This is a genomic window from Enterococcus ureilyticus, assembly GCF_001730315.1.
GTDB lineage: Bacteria > Bacillota > Bacilli > Lactobacillales > Enterococcaceae > Enterococcus_L > Enterococcus_L ureilyticus.
Map to the genome: position 1 here is coordinate 119,676 of NZ_MIKC01000040.1, position 17,525 is coordinate 137,200.

A 17,525-nucleotide genomic window follows, 5' to 3' on the forward strand; every position below is an offset into this window, starting at 1 on the left:
GTTCTTAAAAACACTCTTTTTTATTATTTAGTTGGAGGGATTTTTTTGTTAGGAGTAGGGCTCTTATTTGTGGCGATTACCTTGATTAGTAATGGATATTGCGGCTTGGTTGGAGTAGATAAAAAATCGACTGGTCTATTAAATTTGCTGACAGGAAGTTTGTCTTTTATTATCAATACCCTTTATTTATCTCGAGGTGCTTATTATGACGCGGGGACTGGTTATTTATTTGCGTTCACTTACTTGATGGTCGGTCTGATTTATGTGTTTGATTTAGATATGCGGATTTATGGAATATTTGCTTTATTTGTTGCGATAAATACGATTCCAGCGGCATACATTTCGTTTACAGTAGATGGCGATTGGCGTTTTGCTTTGATTTGGTTGTCTTGGGGAATTTTATGGATGACAGGCTTTATTGAATATGTTTTGAAAAAGAAAATTGGAAAGCCAGTCTTGTATTTCGCGATTTTTGAAGGAATTGTTACCTGCTGGATTCCTGGTTTATTGATGTTGACGAATAATTGGTGAAAGTTGACTAGAAAATAATTGTTAAAGCGGAGAGGGGAGTAAAGCAACGCTCTCTTCGCAGGTATTTAGAGCAAAGATTGAGGTGTGTAAAAGAAGATAAGCTATTCTATTATATTAAGTTCTGCTAAACTAGAATTATTCGATAAGTAAAATGAAAACGTTGACATTCTTGGTAGGTGTGTCAACAAAGGGAGAATGAGTATGAAGTTGACCATTAAAGAAATTGCAGATATGGCAGGTGTATCAGTTACAACAGTGTCTCAAATCATCAACAATAAAGGTAGCCGCTTTAGTGAAAAAACGAGAAATAAAGTGTTGGCTGTGGTGGAAGAATACGATTATAAGCCAGATTATTTTGCTTCGAACATTATCACACGTCATTCAAAAACGATCGGGATGGTTGTGCCAGATGTAACTGATTTTTTCTTTGCTAAGGTGATCGAAGGGGTAGAAACCTATTTGAATTCTCTTGGTTACATGATTTTATTATGTAATTCAAAACATGATGAAGAAAAGGCAACGCAATATGTCACTGAACTCGTGCACCGTTCGGTAGATGGCATTATTTTTGCTACACCGAATATTTTACCAGCTAATCACATTTTGAGAAATAAAAGTAAACGGAAAGTTCCAGTTATTTTGGTCGATCGAGGAATCAATCCACGAGAAAGCGGCCGCTTGATCGTAAAAGAATATGAAGGTGCGTATCAAGCTGTCAGTTCGTTGATTGAACAAGGGCATCGGCATATTGGGATGTTGAAAGAAAACGACGGCTATTATCAGTTAACTGAAAGAGTGACTGCGTATCAGCATGCATTGAAAGATAACGGTATTTCTATACGGGAAGAATATATGTGCAGCGGGGACCTAAATTTAGGTGGTGGTTATACAGCAGCTAAAAAAGTTCTGAAAAATCAAAAAATTACAGCGATTTTTTGCGGCAATGATGAAATGGCTATGGGCGCTTATCAGGCAATCGAAGAGTGTGGAAAAAAAATTCCAGAAGATATTTCAGTGATTGGTTTTGATGGATTGGAGATCTCTGAATATTTGGTGCCAGGTTTAACGACTGTCTATCAACCAAGCTTTGATATTGGTTTTTATGCGGCGCAATTTTTAGTAGAGTCCATCAATGATCCAAAGAAAAAAATACCCAATAAAATTTTTGATACAACATTTATTTTAAGAAATAGCACGAAATCGATTGACAATTAGGGGGATTTGATTTAATGTTCGTGTTATAAGCGTTTTCAAAATATGAAAGCGTTAGTAAACTGTTTTACTAAAAGGTTTTAACCTGAACAATTTTAGTGTATAATACATCCTTGAGGATTGATTCGGAGGCAAAAAAGCATGAGAATGGTAGATTTGATCGAAAAAAAACGAGATGGACAGGTCTTAACAGATGAAGAAATTCAATTCATTATTTCTGGTTATACCAAAGGGGATATTCCAGATTATCAGATGAGCGCCTTTTTAATGACTGTTTTTTACAAAGACATGACAGATGAAGAAATTACGACCCTGACGTTGGCGATGGCTAACTCAGGTGAAATGATTGATCTTTCTTCAATTAAAGGAATCAAAGTAGATAAGCATTCTACCGGTGGTGTAGGTGACACCACAACGCTGATTTTAGCGCCGCTAGTTGCCAGTGTTGGTGCTAGTGTGGCCAAAATGTCTGGGAGAGGTCTTGGTTATACAGGTGGAACATTGGATAAGTTAGAAGCGATACCAGGGTTTCATGTAGAAATACCTGATGCTGAATTTATTCGTTTGGTAAATGAAAGTCACGTAGCAGTAATTGGTCAGTCAGGTGATTTAGCGCCAGCAGATAAAAAATTATATGCATTACGCGATGTTACAGCGACGGTCAATTCGATCCCGCTGATTGCAAGTTCGATCATGAGTAAAAAAATCGCTGCGGGTGCGGATGCAATCGTATTGGATGTAACGACTGGTGAAGGTGCTTTTATGAAAAATATCGATGAAGCCCGCCGCTTAGCAGAAACAATGGTTCGGATCGGACATTTAGCGAATCGCCAGACAATGGCGGTGATTTCTGATATGTCTCAACCGTTAGGTGAAGCAATCGGCAATAGTTTAGAAGTTGTTGAAGCAATCGAGACACTGCAAGGCAAAGGACCAGAAGACTTGTTGGAAATGTGCTATATTTTAGGCAGTCAAATGGTCGTTCTAGCAAAAAAAGCAACTACATTAGACGATGCTCGTGAGATGTTGAAAGAGGCGTTGGAATCAGGTAAAGCATTGGAAAAATTCCGAGAAATGATCCGCAACCAAGGTGGAGATGACACCATCATCGATGCTCCTGAGAGTTTGTTGACAGCTAAATATCAAATAGAATTACCAGCTCAAACATCTGGTGTTGTTCAAAAGCTTGTAGCAAATGAAATCGGTATTGCTGCAATGCTCTTGGGGGCAGGGCGTGCAACGAAAGAAGATGAAGTGGATCATGCAGTAGGAATCAAACTGCATAAAAAAGTAGGGATGGCAGTGAGTTCTGGTGAGTCATTGCTGACTATTTATTCAAATTCAGATTCAATCGACCACGTAAAAGAACTTTTATATAAAAATATCGAAATCGGCAGTTCTGGCACTGAACCTGAGCTGATTCATGATATAATAACAGCATAAAGGATGTGTAAAAAAATAATGGAATTAAATCAAATGATTGACCACACTATTTTAAAAGCAGATGCAAAGGAAGAGGACGTTTTACGAATTATTGAAGAAGCTAAAAAATATGAATTCTTCTCAGTTTGTATTAATCCATGCTGGGTTGCGTTAGCAAAAGAACACTTAGCGGGAACTTCTGTGGCTGTTTGTACAGTAATTGGTTTTCCTTTAGGCGCTAATACATCAGAAGTAAAAGCCTATGAAGCAACAGATGCGATCAACAATGGTGCGACAGAGGTCGATATGGTCATTAACGTTGGTGCTCTTAAATCTAAGCAATACAAAAAAGTCTTGAAGGATATTCAAGCCGTTGTTGATGCAGCGAAGGGGCAAGCCTTAGTCAAGGTAATCATTGAGACAGCCTTACTAACAGATGAAGAAAAAATCAAAGTCTGTGAACTTGCTAAAGAAGCAGGTGCCGACTTTGTTAAAACATCAACTGGTTTTTCAACAGGGGGCGCTACAGTTGCAGATGTTAAATTAATGCGTGAAACAGTAGGACCAGACATGGGTGTCAAAGCGTCGGGTGGTATTCATAATGAAGCACAAGCCAAAGCGATGATCGATGCAGGTGCTACACGCATTGGAACAAGTGCAGGCGTTGCAATCATGGAAGGCTCAACTGGAGCAGGGTATTAAGCTAATGACAGCCAAACAAGAATGGTTAGCGATCGCAGATGATGCGTTAACAAAAGCATATGTACCGTATTCTCATTTTCCAGTGGGTGCATGCCTGATTACCAAAGAAGGTAAAACCTATCAAGGAGTCAATATCGAAAATGCTTCTTATGGATTGACCAATTGTGCAGAACGGACAGCACTATTCAAAGCTGTTTCAGAAGGTGAACGAGAATTTCACCATTTAGTAATTGCGGGAAATACACCAGAGCCAATCTCTCCGTGCGGCGCATGCCGACAAGTGATGGCTGAATTTTGTGCGCCTGATATGCCAGTTACCTTGGTAGGAGAACAAGGTGTTACCAAAGAAATGACCGTAGCTGAGCTTCTACCGTATGCTTTTACGGAAAAAGATCTGTAAGGTATTTTATTCGCTTCTCTTTGACTTTTTGAGAGTTATCTACACACAAGCTAAACCTGTCAACCTTTATCGTGCTATTGAAAAGTTTAAGGTACGCAAAGTACAGAAGTGTTTCATTATTATTTTGGTTCATTCAGTCATCTGACTGTTGAAAATATAAAACTATTTTAGGGGGCTTTACAGAGATGAAAAAAGCAAAATTATTTGGTTTTGGCTTGACTGCACTAGCATTGACTGTTGCATTAGCAGCATGTGGTGGAGGTAAAAAAGATTCAACAGATGGAAAATCAGCAGGCGGGGATGCAGATCACAGTGTTGTTATCGTTACTGATATTGGCGGGGTAGATGACCGTTCATTTAACCAATCAGCGTGGGAAGGTTTACAAGATTGGGGTAAAGAACATGATCTTAAAAAAGGAGCAGACGGATTTGATTACATTCAATCAAACGATGCTTCAGAATACGTAACAAATATTGATACAGCTGTTTCTAACGGATTTAAAACAGTCTTTGGTATTGGCTACTTACTAGCTGATTCAATCGGTACAGCAGCTGATGCAAATCCAGATACTCAATTTGGTATCGTTGATAGTGTTATTGAAGGAAAAGATAACGTAGTATCTGCAACGTTCAAAGACCAAGAAGCTTCTTACTTAGCGGGTGTCGCTGCAGCACGCACGACGAAAACAAATACGGTTGGCTTTATTGGTGGTGAAGAAGGCGCGGTTATCGACCGTTTTGAAGCTGGATTCCATCAAGGTGTGATCGATACTGCTAAAGAGTTAGGCAAAGACATTAAAGTTGAAATCGAATATGCAGCATCATTTGGCGATCCTGCTAAAGGGAAAGCATTAGCAGCTTCTATGTATCAAAAAGGCGCAGACATTATCTTCCACGCTTCAGGTGGTACAGGGCAAGGTGTCTTCCAAGAAGCAAAAGATTTAAACGAAACTGGTTCAAAAGACAAAGTCTGGGTAATCGGTGTAGATAGTGACCAAGATAAAGAAGGCAAATACAAAACAAAAGACGGTAAAGAAGATAACTTCACTTTAACATCAACACTTAAAGGTGTTGGTGCTGCTGTACAAGATATTTCTAATCGTGCGTTAGAAGATAAATTCCCTGGTGGGGAGCACTTAGTATATGGATTGAAAGATGGCGGTGTTGATTTAACAGATGGCTATTTAACTGATGATACAAAAGCTGCTGTTGAAAAAGTAAAAGAAGAAATCATCGCTGAAAAAATCACTGTTCCAGAAGTTCCCAAAGATGTAAAAGAGTAATCATTATACTTGATGAGATGATTGTTAGAACAAAAGTTGCTGGATACTTTTGTTCTAACGCCATCAAGGGTTTGTTAAGCCTTTAAAGAAAGAAAATGAAGGGAGATACCACTCATTTTCTTTCTTTAAGAGCCTAAAAGCTACTTTATTTTTTAGAAGTACCGTGTTAATAAATGATATAAGTGATTAAATCGTTAGGATGTGAAAAATGTGGCTCAAGAAAACTATGTAATTGAGATGCGCAATATCACTAAGCAGTTCGGGACGTTTAAGGCCAATGACAATATCAACTTAACTGTCCGCCCTGGAGAAATCCATGCGTTGCTTGGAGAAAATGGTGCTGGGAAATCCACCTTGATGAATATTTTATCTGGTTTGTTAGAACCAACATCAGGTGAAATCTTTATGAATGGGTCAAAAGTATCAATCAATGGACCGACTACTGCAAACCACTTAGGAATCGGAATGGTCCACCAACACTTTATGCTAGTAGATGCATTTACAGTGACAGAAAATATCGTTCTGGGAAGTGAACCGACAAAAGTTGGTATACTAGACCGCAAAAAAGCAACAGCAGAAATCAAACGAGTTTCTGAGCAGTATGGATTGTCAGTAGATCCAGGTGCTTATATTCGGGATATCTCTGTGGGTGCCCAACAACGTGTGGAAATTTTGAAAACGTTGTATCGAGGCGCCGATGTTCTGATTTTCGATGAGCCAACCGCCGTATTGACACCTCAGGAGATCGATGAGTTGATCGACATCATGCGTGGTCTTGTTCAAGAAGGTAAATCAATTATTTTGATTACACATAAATTAGATGAAATCAAAAAAGTTGCAGATCGTTGTACAGTGATTCGCCGTGGTCAAAGTATTGACACGGTAAATGTTCGAGATGTTTCATCACAACAGTTGGCAGATATGATGGTTGGGCGTTCTGTTTCGTTTAAGACAGAAAAGAAAATTGCAGAGCCTAAGGAAGTCGTTCTTTCAATCAAAGATTTAGTTGTGAAAGAAAGTCGTGGGTTAGAAGCTGTGAAAGGTCTTAGCTTGGATGTACGAGCTGGTGAAGTAGTTGGTATTGCAGGAATCGATGGTAACGGTCAAACCGAATTGATTCAAGCATTAACTGGCTTACGTAAAGCAGATAGCGGGTCAGTTGAATTAAGAGGAGAAGTCATTACAAATAAACACCCTCGTGCAATTACAGAAGCAGGCGTTGGACATGTTCCAGAAGATCGTCATAAGTATGGCTTAATCTTAGATATGAGCTTGGCAGAAAATATTGCGTTACAAACTTACTATAAAAAGCCGTTAAGTAACACGGGCGTTTTAAACTATAAACAAATCAATTCATACGCACGTAGATTAATAGAAGAATATGATGTACGGACAGTAAATGAGTTGGTCCCAGCGAAGGCTTTATCAGGAGGGAATCAACAAAAAGCGATCATCGCTCGTGAAATCGATCGTGATCCAGATTTATTGATCGTGTCACAACCAACGCGTGGGTTAGATGTTGGTGCTATCGAGTATATCCATAAGCGCCTGATCGAACAACGAGATAAAGAGAAAGCAGTATTAGTTGTTAGCTTTGAATTAGATGAAATTTTGAATGTATCTGATCGAATTGCCGTTATTCACGCAGGTAAAATCGTAGGGATCGTTGATCCGAAAGAAACAACTGAAAATGAATTAGGTTTATTAATGGCAGGCTATTCATTAGAAGAAGCTAGAGCAGAATTAAGGCAAGAGGCAGGTGAGGCAGTTGAATAATCAAACAGAACGAATACGGAATATTTTAGTTCCTGTTTTATCCGTATTGATGGGCTTTATTCTTGGAGCAATTATTATGCTTATTTCGGGTCAGGACCCGATTGCAGGGTATCAAGCAATGCTGCAAACTGCTTTTCAAAGTCCGAAGAGTATCGGAGAAATATTCGTAACAGCGGGGCCGTTGATTTTCACAGCCTTAGGATTTGCAGTAGCAAATTCGGCTGGATTCTTTAACATCGGTCTTTCAGGTCAAGCACTGTGTGGTTGGGTAACAAGTATTTGGGTAGCTTTAACGATGGCAGATGCGCCACGTTTAGTTGTTTTACCCTTAGCTGTACTTGCGGGCGCTTTAGCCGGAGCATTAGCTGCAGCGATTCCTGGACTATTGCGGGCTTTCTTTGGGACAAGTGAAGTCATCGTTACAATCATGTTGAATTATGTTTTTCTTTATACAAGCACACATATTGTAAATAATGTGATGTCAAAAGATTTTATGAGTAACAAAGGTGTGACAAAAGTTATTGGAGAAAACGCAAGCTTACGAACGGGCTTCTTAAAAGAATTGAGTAGTGGCTCTCGTTTAAATATTGGGATTTTTCTAGCACTTATTTTCCTTGTTTTGATTTGGTTCCTGATGAAGAAAACAACTTTAGGCTATGAGATCCGTTCAGTTGGATTGAATCCTTTTGCTTCCGAATATGCTGGAATGAGTAGTAAACGGACGATCGTCATGTCCATGGTCATTTCAGGAACGTTAGCCGGTTTAGGCGGAGTAGTTCTTGGCTTAGGAACATTTGGTAATTTCTTCGTACAAGGCTCTTCATTGAGTATCGGATTTGATGGGATGGCGATTTCCTTGTTAGGTGCGGGCAGCTCTGTAGGGATTTTCCTATCTGCGATTCTCTTCAGTGTGCTGAAGCTTGGCGGACAAGGAATGCCGCTTCGAGCAGGGGTTCCAATCGAATTAGTAGATGTAGTTATTGCTGCAATCATTTTCTTTGTAGCAATCAGTTACTTGATCCGCTTCTTACTAGCTAAAGCTTCAGGCAGCAAAAAAGAAGTAGCAATCGTTGAAGAGTTAGATGGAAAAACAGACCCAACAAGTCAAGAAGGAGGGAAAATCTAATGGAAATTGCATTGATCGCTGCATTAGCGCCGATTATTACACAAACCTTGGTTTATTCTACTCCTTTAGTCTTTACGGCTTTGGGTGGGACATTTTCTGAGCGTAGTGGTATTGTAAACGTAGGACTTGAAGGAATCATGGTGATGGGTGCTTTCAGTTCAGTCGTTTTTAACTTAACTTTTGCCGAAACATATGGGGCAGCAACACCGTGGCTTGCTTGTTTAGTCGGCGGCTTAGTAGGGATGTTGTTCTCACTGCTTCATGCGGTAGCAACAATCAACCTAAGAGCTGATCATATTATTAGCGGGACCGTGGTTAACTTAATGGCACCAGCTTTAGGGATTTTCTTGATCAAGGTCATTTATGGTAAGGGTCAAACAGATACGATCACAGAATCATTTGGGTATTTTACATTTCCTGTTTTAAAGGATATCCCTATTTTAGGCGATTTATTCTTTAAACAAACAACGTTACCAGCTTTTGTGGCAATCTTAGTCGCAATCCTCTCTTGGTTCGTATTGTTCAAAACTCGTTTTGGCTTACGCCTTCGCTCAGTTGGTGAGAACCCTCAAGCAGCAGATACATTAGGGATCAACGTTTATGTAATGCGCTATGCTGGCGTGTTGATTTCTGGATTTTTAGGGGGGATTGGTGGAGCGGTTTTTGCTCAAACAATCGCTGGACGTTTTGCAGTAACGACGATTGCTGGGCAAGGGTTTATTTCAATGGCGGCGATGATTTTTGGTAAATGGAATCCACTTGGTGCGATGGGCGCTGCCTTATTCTTTGGTTTCGCGCAAAATATCAGTATTGCTGGATCGAATTTACCAGTTATTTCATCAATACCAGCGGTTTACTTACAAGCAGCACCTTATGTATTGACTATCATTGTGCTAGTTGTCTTCTTAGGCAAAGCTTCTGGACCAAAAGCAAATGGACAAAACTATATCAAATCAAAATAGAATAATTTAGTATAAAAAAGGGCGGGGCTATGGGACATTTTCTGAAGTCTTGCCCTTTTTATAAATAATTATCAGTCAAGTTTTACAGGATAAATTTCTAAAATAATCTCAAAGAAAGAAGGATGGTTATGTTTAAACGCGTGCATTTAATTGTAATGGATTCAGTCGGAATCGGGGAAGCACCTGATGCCGAAAAGTTTGGTGATGTAGGTAGTGATACATTAGGGCATATCGCAAAAGAAGCTGGGTTGACGATTCCTAACTTAGAAAAGCTTGGTTTAGGAACAATCGCTCCTCTTCATAATGTTGAAGCCGTATCTGACCATAAAGGCTATGCAACGAAATTAGAAGAAGTTTCTGTAGGGAAAGACACAATGACAGGGCACTGGGAAATCATGGGCTTGAATATTCAAAAACCATTCCGCGTATTTCCTGATGGTTTTCCAGAAGAATTGCTAAAACAAATCGAAGAATTTTCAGGACGTAAGATTGTCTGCAACAAACCATACAGCGGTACAGCCGTGATCGATGATTATGGACAACATCAAATGGAAACAGGAGACCTGATTGTTTATACATCTGCTGATCCAGTGTTACAAATAGCGGCTCATGAAGAAATCATTCCTTTGGAAGAATTATATCGGATTTGTCAATATGTTCGTGATATCACCAAAGATGAGCCATACATGATCGGTCGGATCATTGCCCGTCCGTATCTTGGTGAACCAGGCAATTTTACTAGAACAAGTAACCGCCATGATTATGCGCTAGATCCATTTGGGCATACTGTTCTTGATTCATTGAAAGAAAATGGGAAAGACGTAATTGCAGTAGGGAAAATCAACGATATTTTCAACGGTCAGGGCATCACAGAATCTGTTCGTACGAAGAGTAATATGGATGGCGTAGACCAATTGCTTAAAGTGATGAAAAAAGAATTTGAAGGACTAAGCTTTACGAATTTAGTAGATTTTGATGCGCTATATGGTCATCGTCGGGATGTAGTCGGTTATGCGCATGCAATTGAAGCATTTGATTTAAGACTTCCTGAAATCATTGAGGCTATGGAAGAAGATGATCTACTGATGATAACCGCAGACCATGGGAATGATCCAACCTTCCCTGGGACAGATCATACAAGAGAATATGTTCCATTGTTGGTTTATAGTAAAAAAATGAATGGACAAGGTAGCTTGCCGCAAGGACATTATGCGGATATTTCAGCGACGGTAGCTGAGAATTTTGCAGTTCCAAAAACAGAAAATGGCGATAGCTTTTTAACTAAACTTGTATAGGAGAGAAACGATGACGAACTTAAGTGAAATGTTAAAAGAGACAACGAGCTTTTTAAAAGAAAAAGGCATTAAAGAAGTAGAATTTGGTTTGATCTTAGGCTCAGGTTTAGGCGAATTAGCAGATGAAATAGAAGATGCAATTGCTATTCCATTTGCTGAAATCCCTCATTTTGCAGTATCTGCTGTTGTGGGGCATGCTGGAAAATTAGTTTATGGGACTCTTTCAGGGCGAAAAGTCTTAGCAATGCAAGGGCGTTTTCACTATTATGAAGGTCATTCGATGCAAACTGTTACCTATCCAGTCCGCATGATGGCAGCGATTGGTGCCCATTCTATTATTGTGACAAATGCTGCAGGTGGCGTGAATGAAAGCTTCACACCTGGGAATTTGATGTTGATTACAGATCATATCAATTTCACAGGAGACAACCCATTGATCGGGGAAAATGATGACGAAATGGGGCCGCGTTTCCCAGATATGAGTCATGCGTACACGCCAGAATATGCTGAAATAGCTAGAAAAGTCGCTAAAGCACAAGATGTTCTATTACAAGAAGGGGTTTACATGGGCTATTCTGGACCTACCTATGAAACGCCTGCTGAAATTCGTATGTCCCGTGTGATGGGAGCTGATGCAGTTGGAATGTCAACCGTATCAGAAGTAATCGTTGCAGCGCATAGTGGGTTAAAAGTTTTGGGAATTTCTTGTATTACAAACTTAGCTGCTGGTATGCAAAGTAGTCTAAATCATGCAGAAGTAGTCGAAACAACTGAGCGTGTGAAGGGCCAATTTAAAGAGCTAGTCAAAGCGACATTAGCTGAATTATAAAAATGTACAGTTAAAGGAGAAAAAAGATGAGTGTTCATATCGAAGCGAAACAAGGCGAGATCGCAGATAAAATTTTGTTGCCTGGAGATCCATTACGCGCAAAATACATTGCTGAAACATTTTTAGAAAATCCGGTGTGTTACAATCAAGTCAGAGGAATGTTAGGCTATACTGGGACGTATAAAGGCGAACGAGTTTCTGTGCAAGGCACAGGAATGGGTATGCCCTCAGCGACGATCTATGCCCATGAATTGATCAATTCTTATGGCGTGAAAAAGCTGATTCGTGTTGGTACTTGCGGTTCGATTTCTGAAAAAGTCAGAGTGCGTGATTTAGTAATTGCTCAAGCAGCCGCGACCCCTTCTTCAATGATCCGTAACGATTTTCCCAAATATGACTTTCCGCAAATCGCTGATTTTGATTTATTATTAAAATCATACACCACGGCCAAAGAAAAAGGCTTTGTGACACATGTAGGAAATGTCTTGTCTGACGATGTCTTTTACAAAGACAGCATGGACGGTGTTTTTGAACTAGGGAAATTAGGCGTATTAGCAATTGAAATGGAAGCCGCAGCATTATATTACTTAGCAGCTAAATTTGATGTGCAAGCGTTAGCCATCATGACAGTTAGTGATAGCTTAGTGACCGGCGAAGAAACAACTGCAGAAGAACGCCAAACAACATTCAATGATATGATCGAAGTTGGTTTAGAAACAGCGATCAACAGTTAATAGGAAAAGAGATTGAAATGAAAAACGTTCAATCTCTTTTTATTGCAAATCACAGCGATTGCTTGCAGAGCTGATGATGCGCAATACTTGGCGAGCGAAGCGAGAGAAGTTTCAAAAGACAAAATCACAGCGATTGCTTGCAGAGCTGATGATGCGCAATACTTGGCGAGCAAAGTAAGCGCAGTTTCAAGCTTTTTGGTCTATTATATATGTATATGCATGGCCCTTAACTTGAATGGAGGAAGAAAAATGGACAATTTTAAATTTTATGTACCAACAGATATTCGCTTTGGCAAGGATCGCTTGGCGGATGAGCTGCCGGAAGCATTGAATGTTTACGGTAAAAATGTACTGCTAGTTTATGGTGGCGGTAGTATCAAGAAAAATGGATTATATAATCAAGTAATCGATTTGCTTGGGAAAAATCAAAATATAGTGGTAGAGCTTAGTGGAGTAGAACCAAATCCTCGGATTGAGACTGTTCGTCGCGGTGTATCCTTATGTCGTGAGCATCAGGTAGATGTAATTTTAGCTGTAGGCGGAGGTTCAACGATTGATTGTGCGAAAGTAGTTGCAGCAGGTTTTTACAGTGAAGAAGATCCTTGGGCTATTATTTTAGGAAGGAAAGGCTATCAAGGTGAAGCATTACCAATCGTCACAATTTTAACTTTAGCTGCGACAGGTAGTGAAATGAATGCAGGGGCTGTGATTTCGAATCTGGCGACAAACCAAAAACTAGGTGTTGGTGGTCCATCGATGATTCCTAAGGTCTCTTTCCTAGATCCTGCTAATACGTTTACTGTTCCAACTTATCAAACAGCAGCTGGTTCTGCCGATATTTTGAGTCATCTATTTGAAAGTTATTTTAATGTAACGCCAGGAACGGATGTGCAAGATTTTGTCTCAGAAGGCTTGATGCGTGCCGTTATCAAGAATTGTCCGATTGCGCTAAAATCGCCAGATAATTACGATGCGCGTGCGAACTTGATGTGGGCAAGCAGTTTAGCATTAAACGGTTTAACTCGAAATGGAAAACATGGTGTTTGGTCGTGTCATGCTATGGAACATGAATTAAGTGCTTTTTATGATATTACGCATGGAATTGGTTTAGCTATTTTAACGCCACGTTGGATGGAATATGTACTTTCTGAACAAACGGTCACTAAATTTGCTCAGTTTGCTCATAATGTTTGGGGAATCAAGGAAGAAGAGCCAATAATCGCTGCAAAAAAAGGAATTCAAGCAACCTATGATTTCTTCAAAACATGTGGCATTCCGATGACTTTGCCAGAAGTTGGTATTGATGATGAACGATTTGCGGAGATGGCCAAACAAGCGGTGGCACATAGCACAATCAAGGCAGATGCCTATGTACCTTTAGCTGAAGCAGATGTTGAAGCGATTTATCGTGAATGTTTGACTGAATCTAATTTTGTATAAGTGGCCGTAGCTATTTATTAAAGAAAGGTATGGTTGGGCGAGCTCTTCGGATAGAGTATGTTTTGTGATATAACAAGATAGGCTCAAGCATCAACAAGAAGTTTAGAGAAATAGAAAACCCCTGCAAGTTTCAGCCTATCAAAAGGAGAAACTTGCGGGGGTTAATTATCTTATAAGTAGTATTTTTTAGCTACAGTCAGGTCATCGTTTAATTCATAAACAAGTGGTTGACCAGTCGGGATTTCAAGATCCATGATATCTTCATCTGAAATTCCTTCGATATGTTTTGCTAAAGCACGTAAAGAGTTACCATGAGCTGCTACTAAGACTGTTTTGTTGTCTAATAAAGCAGGTGCGATTTGATCTTGCCAGAATGGTAAAGCACGTTCCAGCGTCACTTTTAAGTTTTCGCCGCCAGGAACATCGCGTTGGTCCAACATTGCATAACGACGATCGTTTGCAGCAGAACCTTCATCATTAGCGTCCATCAATGGAGGAAGCGTATCGTAAGAACGACGCCAAATGTGTACTTGGTCATCTCCATATTTTTCAGCAGTTTCTTTTTTGTTCAAGCCTTGTAATTTACCATAATGACGTTCGTTTAAACGCCAAGATTTGATTTGAGGAACCCATAATTGATCAGAATGTTCTAAAAGTAAGTTACAAGTTTTGATGGCACGAGTCAATACAGAAGTATAGGCTACATCAAATTCAATTCCAGCTTCTTTGATTTTGCGACCGCCTTCGATTGCTTCTTCAACACCTTGTGGTGCTAAATCTACGTCAGCCCAACCGGTAAATTGATTTAATGCATTCCATTCACTAAGTCCATGACGAGAAAATACTAATTTTGGCATGTATAGCTCTCCTTTGAGTTGTAGTTTCTGAAACTTTCATTTCCTTTTCTATTGTACACCGTTTTAAAATAGATTTCCATTGTAAATTAGTGGAAAATACTGAAACGAATGATTCGGTAGGTGGGCACCTTGGAGAAAATTGATAAACGCGAAATAGGTACAGTAGTTTAGCTGCAGTCTATTTCGCGTTTATCATTGAATAGAACGTTACCCCTGAGCGAGTTTAGTAACATCTGTGTCAGATAGATTGATATACTTATAACAAGTTCCCACAGAAACATTGCATTTTGAAGAGATGAATTGGATCGTTTCTTTTTTCTCATGATATAAATGACGGATTTTTTGAACAGTTCGTACATCTATTTTAGGGCGGCCGCCGATTTTCCCTTTTTTCCGAGCGTTATTCAAACCAACTAATGTTCGTTCTTGAATCAGGTCACACTCCATGGCAGCGAGTCCATTCATTAATTTAAAATAGATTTCTCCCATTGGATGACGAGTATCTATTTCTTCATCTAGACTAACTAAATGAATACCGGAACCTTTGAATGTCTGTGTCAATTCGGTTAGCTGACGAGTTGATCGACCAAGACGGTTCAATCGGCAGATTACTAAAGTATCACCAGCCCTTAAGCTAGTAAGAACTGTCTCAAGCTCAGAAATGAGGTGTTGGTCGTGGGTCACATCAAAAGACTCATGATAAACCTCATCACAGCCATAGTCAGACAATACTTTGATTTGTGTGTCTAAATCATCATCGATTATTGTTGTACGGGCATAGCCAATTATTTTCATCGTTCGTCCTTTCTAGTAAAAAAGTAAATAAGATACTAAAAATGTAGCATAAAAGCAGACGGAATGAAAGTTGTTTTTTTATCTTTTTTTAATGTTGCTCTTTGTTTTCCCATCGTATTCAAATAATTAGTTATTTTGGTACATGTATAGTTTTAGGTCCATTCTCGCCGCCGATGATCACCGTTGAAACGATGTTAAGGAATAAGCCATGTTCTACTACACCGACTAACTGATCCAAATAAGAACCTAAAGCAATTGGGTCAGCGATTTCATCTAAATGAAGATCGATGATATAGTGCCCACCATCCGTAACTAAAGTTTCTCCAGTTGCTGTTCTACGTAAAACTGGGGCAAAGTCTTTTTCTTTGAATAAACGAACTAACTGTTGGCTGCCGTATGGAACAACTTCAATTGGTAGTGGGAATTTGCCCAGTTTTTTTACAAGCTTAGATTCATCCACGATCCAAATACATTTTTTTGAATAAGTAGCAACGATTTTTTCGAACAATAAAGCCGCACCGCCGCCTTTGATCCCTTGGAAATCTTCACTAATTTCATCCGCTCCGTCAATTGTTAGATCGACAAATGGAACCTCATCGATCCCTTTTAAAGGAATCCCTAAGGCGAGAGCTTGATGCTCCGTCTCTTTAGAAGTTGTTACGCCAGTGACAGATAACCCTTCCTCTTTTACACGTCGTCCGATTTCATCCACCATAAATTTTGCTGTCGATCCTGTCCCTAAACCGACGATCATACCGTCTTTTACATATTTTGCTGCTTCGATTCCTGCCATTTGTTTAAGATTCATTACACGTATCCTCTCCTTTTCAAGTCTCACCAAATATAATACATGCCTGCAATTAAAAAAGATAGCGGATAAAGTAGATTTGGATTGAATTTTAATTCTAAACTTAAACTTCTTTATAAAAGAATCTATAAAGTTATTTCCTTCATTTTTAAACAAAAAAGTCTATAGAACCGGTTGACAAATAAATCATGAGATGATATGCTATCAAAGGTGCTTTATCTACAGGTCTCTCGTTGGAGACGTGCTGACTGTCTATCGAAGCATATTTGATAATGAGTGCAGAGATTGCATTATTTTTTATCGCAAAAAAAGAACCACCTGGATGTGTGGAACTAGATGCGAAATGAGGAAGGAGGAAACAAGGAATGCCTACAATTAATCAATTAGTACGTAAACCTCGTAAATCAAAGGTGGAGAAATCTAATTCACCAGCGTTGAACAAAGGATATAATAGTTTTAAGAAAGCCCAAACGAACGTAAACTCACCACAAAAGCGTGGGGTTTGTACTCGTGTGGGAACAATGACACCTAAAAAACCTAACTCGGCTTTACGTAAATATGCCCGTGTTCGTTTGTCTAACTTAATCGAAGTAACAGCTTATATCCCAGGGATTGGTCACAACTTACAAGAACATAGCGTGGTACTATTACGCGGTGGACGTGTAAAAGATTTACCAGGGGTACGTTATCATATCGTACGTGGTGCGCTTGATACAGCCGGTGTTACAGATCGTAAACAAAGCCGCTCTAAATATGGTACTAAAATGCCTAAAGCAGCTAAATAATTTGACAATCACTAAGGTATTATACAATAAAGAATTTTCGGAAGGAGGAGTTACGGATGCCACGTAAAGGTCCTGTTACAAAACGCGATGTTTTACCAGATCCAATTTATAACTCAAAATTAGTAACTCGCTTGATCAACCGTGTAATGGTTGATGGAAAACGCGGGATTGCTGCTAATATTATCTATAATTCATTTGATATCATCAAAGAATCTACAGGTAACGATCCATTGGAAGTTTTCGAACAAGCAATGAAAAACGTTATGCCTGTCTTAGAAGTAAAAGCTCGCCGTGTTGGGGGTTCTAACTATCAAGTACCAGTTGAAGTTCGTCCAGAACGTCGTACAACTTTAGGTCTACGTTGGGTTGTTAACTATGCTCGCCTACGCGGTGAACATACAATGGAACAACGTCTAGCGAAAGAAATCATGGATGCTGCCAATAATACTGGTGCTTCTGTTAAGAAACGCGAAGACACACATAAAATGGCTGACGCTAACCGTGCGTTTGCACATTATCGTTGGTAAAATCCTCTCTGTATGTAAGTTAACACTACGACAGACAGTCA

General features: G+C 39.5%; 18 protein-coding genes. 15 read left to right on the forward strand and 3 right to left on the reverse strand.

Translation table 11 applies throughout. From position 1 onward, the window contains the following. The first annotated feature begins 45 nt into the window (after window positions 1–45). From BCR24_RS14155 to BCR24_RS14215, 13 genes are all read left to right on the forward strand, one after another. A complete protein-coding gene (locus BCR24_RS14155; protein WP_069641164.1) occupies window positions 46–531 on the forward strand; it encodes an AmiS/UreI family transporter in 486 nt (161 codons plus the stop codon). A gap of 201 nt (window positions 532–732) precedes the next feature. Beyond that, window positions 733–1,746, forward strand: a complete 1,014-nt coding sequence (locus tag BCR24_RS14160; protein WP_069641165.1) for a LacI family DNA-binding transcriptional regulator — start codon at window positions 733–735, stop codon at window positions 1,744–1,746. 138 nt (window positions 1,747–1,884) lie between these two features. Next, window positions 1,885–3,186 (forward strand): pyrimidine-nucleoside phosphorylase, encoded by a 1,302-nt coding sequence (locus tag BCR24_RS14165; RefSeq protein WP_069641166.1) that lies wholly within the window; start codon window positions 1,885–1,887, stop codon window positions 3,184–3,186. An 18-nt stretch (window positions 3,187–3,204) separates the two neighbouring features. Next, window positions 3,205–3,867: a deoxyribose-phosphate aldolase gene (deoC, locus tag BCR24_RS14170; protein ID WP_069641167.1), complete on the forward strand. Its 663-nt coding sequence runs from the start codon at window positions 3,205–3,207 to the stop codon at window positions 3,865–3,867. A 4-nt stretch (window positions 3,868–3,871) separates the two neighbouring features. Then, window positions 3,872–4,267 (forward strand): cytidine deaminase, encoded by a 396-nt coding sequence (locus tag BCR24_RS14175; protein WP_069641168.1) that lies wholly within the window; start codon window positions 3,872–3,874, stop codon window positions 4,265–4,267. 185 nt (window positions 4,268–4,452) lie between these two features. Beyond that, window positions 4,453–5,550 (forward strand): BMP family lipoprotein, encoded by a 1,098-nt coding sequence (locus tag BCR24_RS14180; RefSeq protein WP_069641169.1) that lies wholly within the window; start codon window positions 4,453–4,455, stop codon window positions 5,548–5,550. A gap of 210 nt (window positions 5,551–5,760) precedes the next feature. Continuing rightward, window positions 5,761–7,326: an ABC transporter ATP-binding protein gene (locus tag BCR24_RS14185; RefSeq protein ID WP_069641170.1), complete on the forward strand. Its 1,566-nt coding sequence runs from the start codon at window positions 5,761–5,763 to the stop codon at window positions 7,324–7,326. Beyond that, window positions 7,319–8,452 carry an ABC transporter permease gene (locus tag BCR24_RS14190; protein WP_069641171.1) on the forward strand — a complete coding sequence of 378 codons (1,134 nt, stop codon included), beginning with the start codon at window positions 7,319–7,321 and terminating at the stop codon, window positions 8,450–8,452. Before BCR24_RS14185 ends, BCR24_RS14190 begins: the two co-directional genes overlap by 8 nt. Then, entirely contained in the window at window positions 8,452–9,414 is a 963-nt protein-coding gene (locus tag BCR24_RS14195) for an ABC transporter permease (RefSeq protein WP_069641172.1), read from the forward strand. The genes BCR24_RS14190 and BCR24_RS14195 overlap by 1 nt, the downstream gene beginning before the upstream one ends. A gap of 128 nt (window positions 9,415–9,542) precedes the next feature. Further along, complete coding sequence (gene deoB / locus BCR24_RS14200) at window positions 9,543–10,709, forward strand: phosphopentomutase (RefSeq protein ID WP_069641173.1); 1,167 nt, start codon at window positions 9,543–9,545, stop codon at window positions 10,707–10,709. Window positions 10,710–10,719: 10 nt separating this feature from the next. Further along, window positions 10,720–11,538 (forward strand): purine-nucleoside phosphorylase, encoded by an 819-nt coding sequence (locus BCR24_RS14205; RefSeq protein ID WP_069641174.1) that lies wholly within the window; start codon window positions 10,720–10,722, stop codon window positions 11,536–11,538. Window positions 11,539–11,564: 26 nt separating this feature from the next. Then, window positions 11,565–12,272, forward strand: coding sequence for a purine-nucleoside phosphorylase (deoD, locus tag BCR24_RS14210; RefSeq protein ID WP_010761702.1), 708 nt, complete (start codon window positions 11,565–11,567; stop codon window positions 12,270–12,272). A 249-nt stretch (window positions 12,273–12,521) separates the two neighbouring features. Beyond that, a complete protein-coding gene (locus tag BCR24_RS14215; RefSeq protein ID WP_069641175.1) occupies window positions 12,522–13,712 on the forward strand; it encodes an iron-containing alcohol dehydrogenase in 1,191 nt (396 codons plus the stop codon). Between the two features lie 170 nt (window positions 13,713–13,882). Here BCR24_RS14215 and gpmA read toward each other — a convergent pair whose 3' ends face one another. The 3 genes from gpmA to rpiA all read right to left on the reverse strand — a co-directional run bounded on the left by gpmA (window position 13,883) and on the right by rpiA (window position 16,172). Further along, window positions 13,883–14,569 carry a 2,3-diphosphoglycerate-dependent phosphoglycerate mutase gene (gpmA, locus tag BCR24_RS14220; protein ID WP_069641176.1) on the reverse strand — a complete coding sequence of 229 codons (687 nt, stop codon included), beginning with the start codon at window positions 14,567–14,569 and terminating at the stop codon, window positions 13,883–13,885. A gap of 207 nt (window positions 14,570–14,776) precedes the next feature. Continuing rightward, entirely contained in the window at window positions 14,777–15,364 is a 588-nt protein-coding gene (locus BCR24_RS14225) for a recombinase family protein (protein WP_069641177.1), read from the reverse strand. Between the two features lie 130 nt (window positions 15,365–15,494). Beyond that, window positions 15,495–16,172: a ribose-5-phosphate isomerase RpiA gene (rpiA, locus tag BCR24_RS14230; protein WP_069641178.1), complete on the reverse strand. Its 678-nt coding sequence runs from the start codon at window positions 16,170–16,172 to the stop codon at window positions 15,495–15,497. A gap of 365 nt (window positions 16,173–16,537) precedes the next feature. On the opposite strand from rpiA, the gene rpsL reads away from it, so the two are divergent. Together rpsL and rpsG are read left to right on the forward strand one after the other, a co-directional pair. Further along, window positions 16,538–16,957, forward strand: a complete 420-nt coding sequence (gene rpsL / locus BCR24_RS14235) for a 30S ribosomal protein S12 (RefSeq protein WP_069641179.1) — start codon at window positions 16,538–16,540, stop codon at window positions 16,955–16,957. 56 nt (window positions 16,958–17,013) lie between these two features. Beyond that, window positions 17,014–17,484: a 30S ribosomal protein S7 gene (gene rpsG, locus BCR24_RS14240; protein ID WP_010761695.1), complete on the forward strand. Its 471-nt coding sequence runs from the start codon at window positions 17,014–17,016 to the stop codon at window positions 17,482–17,484. Window positions 17,485–17,525: the final 41 nt, after the last annotated feature.

What these genes read in the sequence shown, in the direction of transcription:
- deoD (WP_010761702.1), top strand. Translation starts at nt 11,565, where the DNA reads ATGAGTGTTCATATCGAAGCGAAACAAGGCGAGATCGCAGATAAAATT.
- rpsL (WP_069641179.1), top strand. Translation starts at nt 16,538, where the DNA reads ATGCCTACAATTAATCAATTAGTACGTAAACCTCGTAAATCAAAGGTG.
- BCR24_RS14165 (WP_069641166.1), top strand. Translation starts at nt 1,885, where the DNA reads ATGAGAATGGTAGATTTGATCGAAAAAAAACGAGATGGACAGGTCTTA.
- BCR24_RS14195 (WP_069641172.1), top strand. Translation starts at nt 8,452, where the DNA reads ATGGAAATTGCATTGATCGCTGCATTAGCGCCGATTATTACACAAACC.
- deoC (WP_069641167.1), top strand. Translation starts at nt 3,205, where the DNA reads ATGGAATTAAATCAAATGATTGACCACACTATTTTAAAAGCAGATGCA.
- gpmA (WP_069641176.1), bottom strand. Translation starts at nt 14,569, where the DNA reads ATGCCAAAATTAGTATTTTCTCGTCATGGACTTAGTGAATGGAATGCA.
- BCR24_RS14180 (WP_069641169.1), top strand. Translation starts at nt 4,453, where the DNA reads ATGAAAAAAGCAAAATTATTTGGTTTTGGCTTGACTGCACTAGCATTG.
- BCR24_RS14215 (WP_069641175.1), top strand. Translation starts at nt 12,522, where the DNA reads ATGGACAATTTTAAATTTTATGTACCAACAGATATTCGCTTTGGCAAG.
- deoB (WP_069641173.1), top strand. Translation starts at nt 9,543, where the DNA reads ATGTTTAAACGCGTGCATTTAATTGTAATGGATTCAGTCGGAATCGGG.
- rpiA (WP_069641178.1), bottom strand. Translation starts at nt 16,172, where the DNA reads ATGAATCTTAAACAAATGGCAGGAATCGAAGCAGCAAAATATGTAAAA.
- BCR24_RS14175 (WP_069641168.1), top strand. Translation starts at nt 3,872, where the DNA reads ATGACAGCCAAACAAGAATGGTTAGCGATCGCAGATGATGCGTTAACA.
- BCR24_RS14225 (WP_069641177.1), bottom strand. Translation starts at nt 15,364, where the DNA reads ATGAAAATAATTGGCTATGCCCGTACAACAATAATCGATGATGATTTA.
- BCR24_RS14205 (WP_069641174.1), top strand. Translation starts at nt 10,720, where the DNA reads ATGACGAACTTAAGTGAAATGTTAAAAGAGACAACGAGCTTTTTAAAA.
- BCR24_RS14160 (WP_069641165.1), top strand. Translation starts at nt 733, where the DNA reads ATGAAGTTGACCATTAAAGAAATTGCAGATATGGCAGGTGTATCAGTT.
- rpsG (WP_010761695.1), top strand. Translation starts at nt 17,014, where the DNA reads ATGCCACGTAAAGGTCCTGTTACAAAACGCGATGTTTTACCAGATCCA.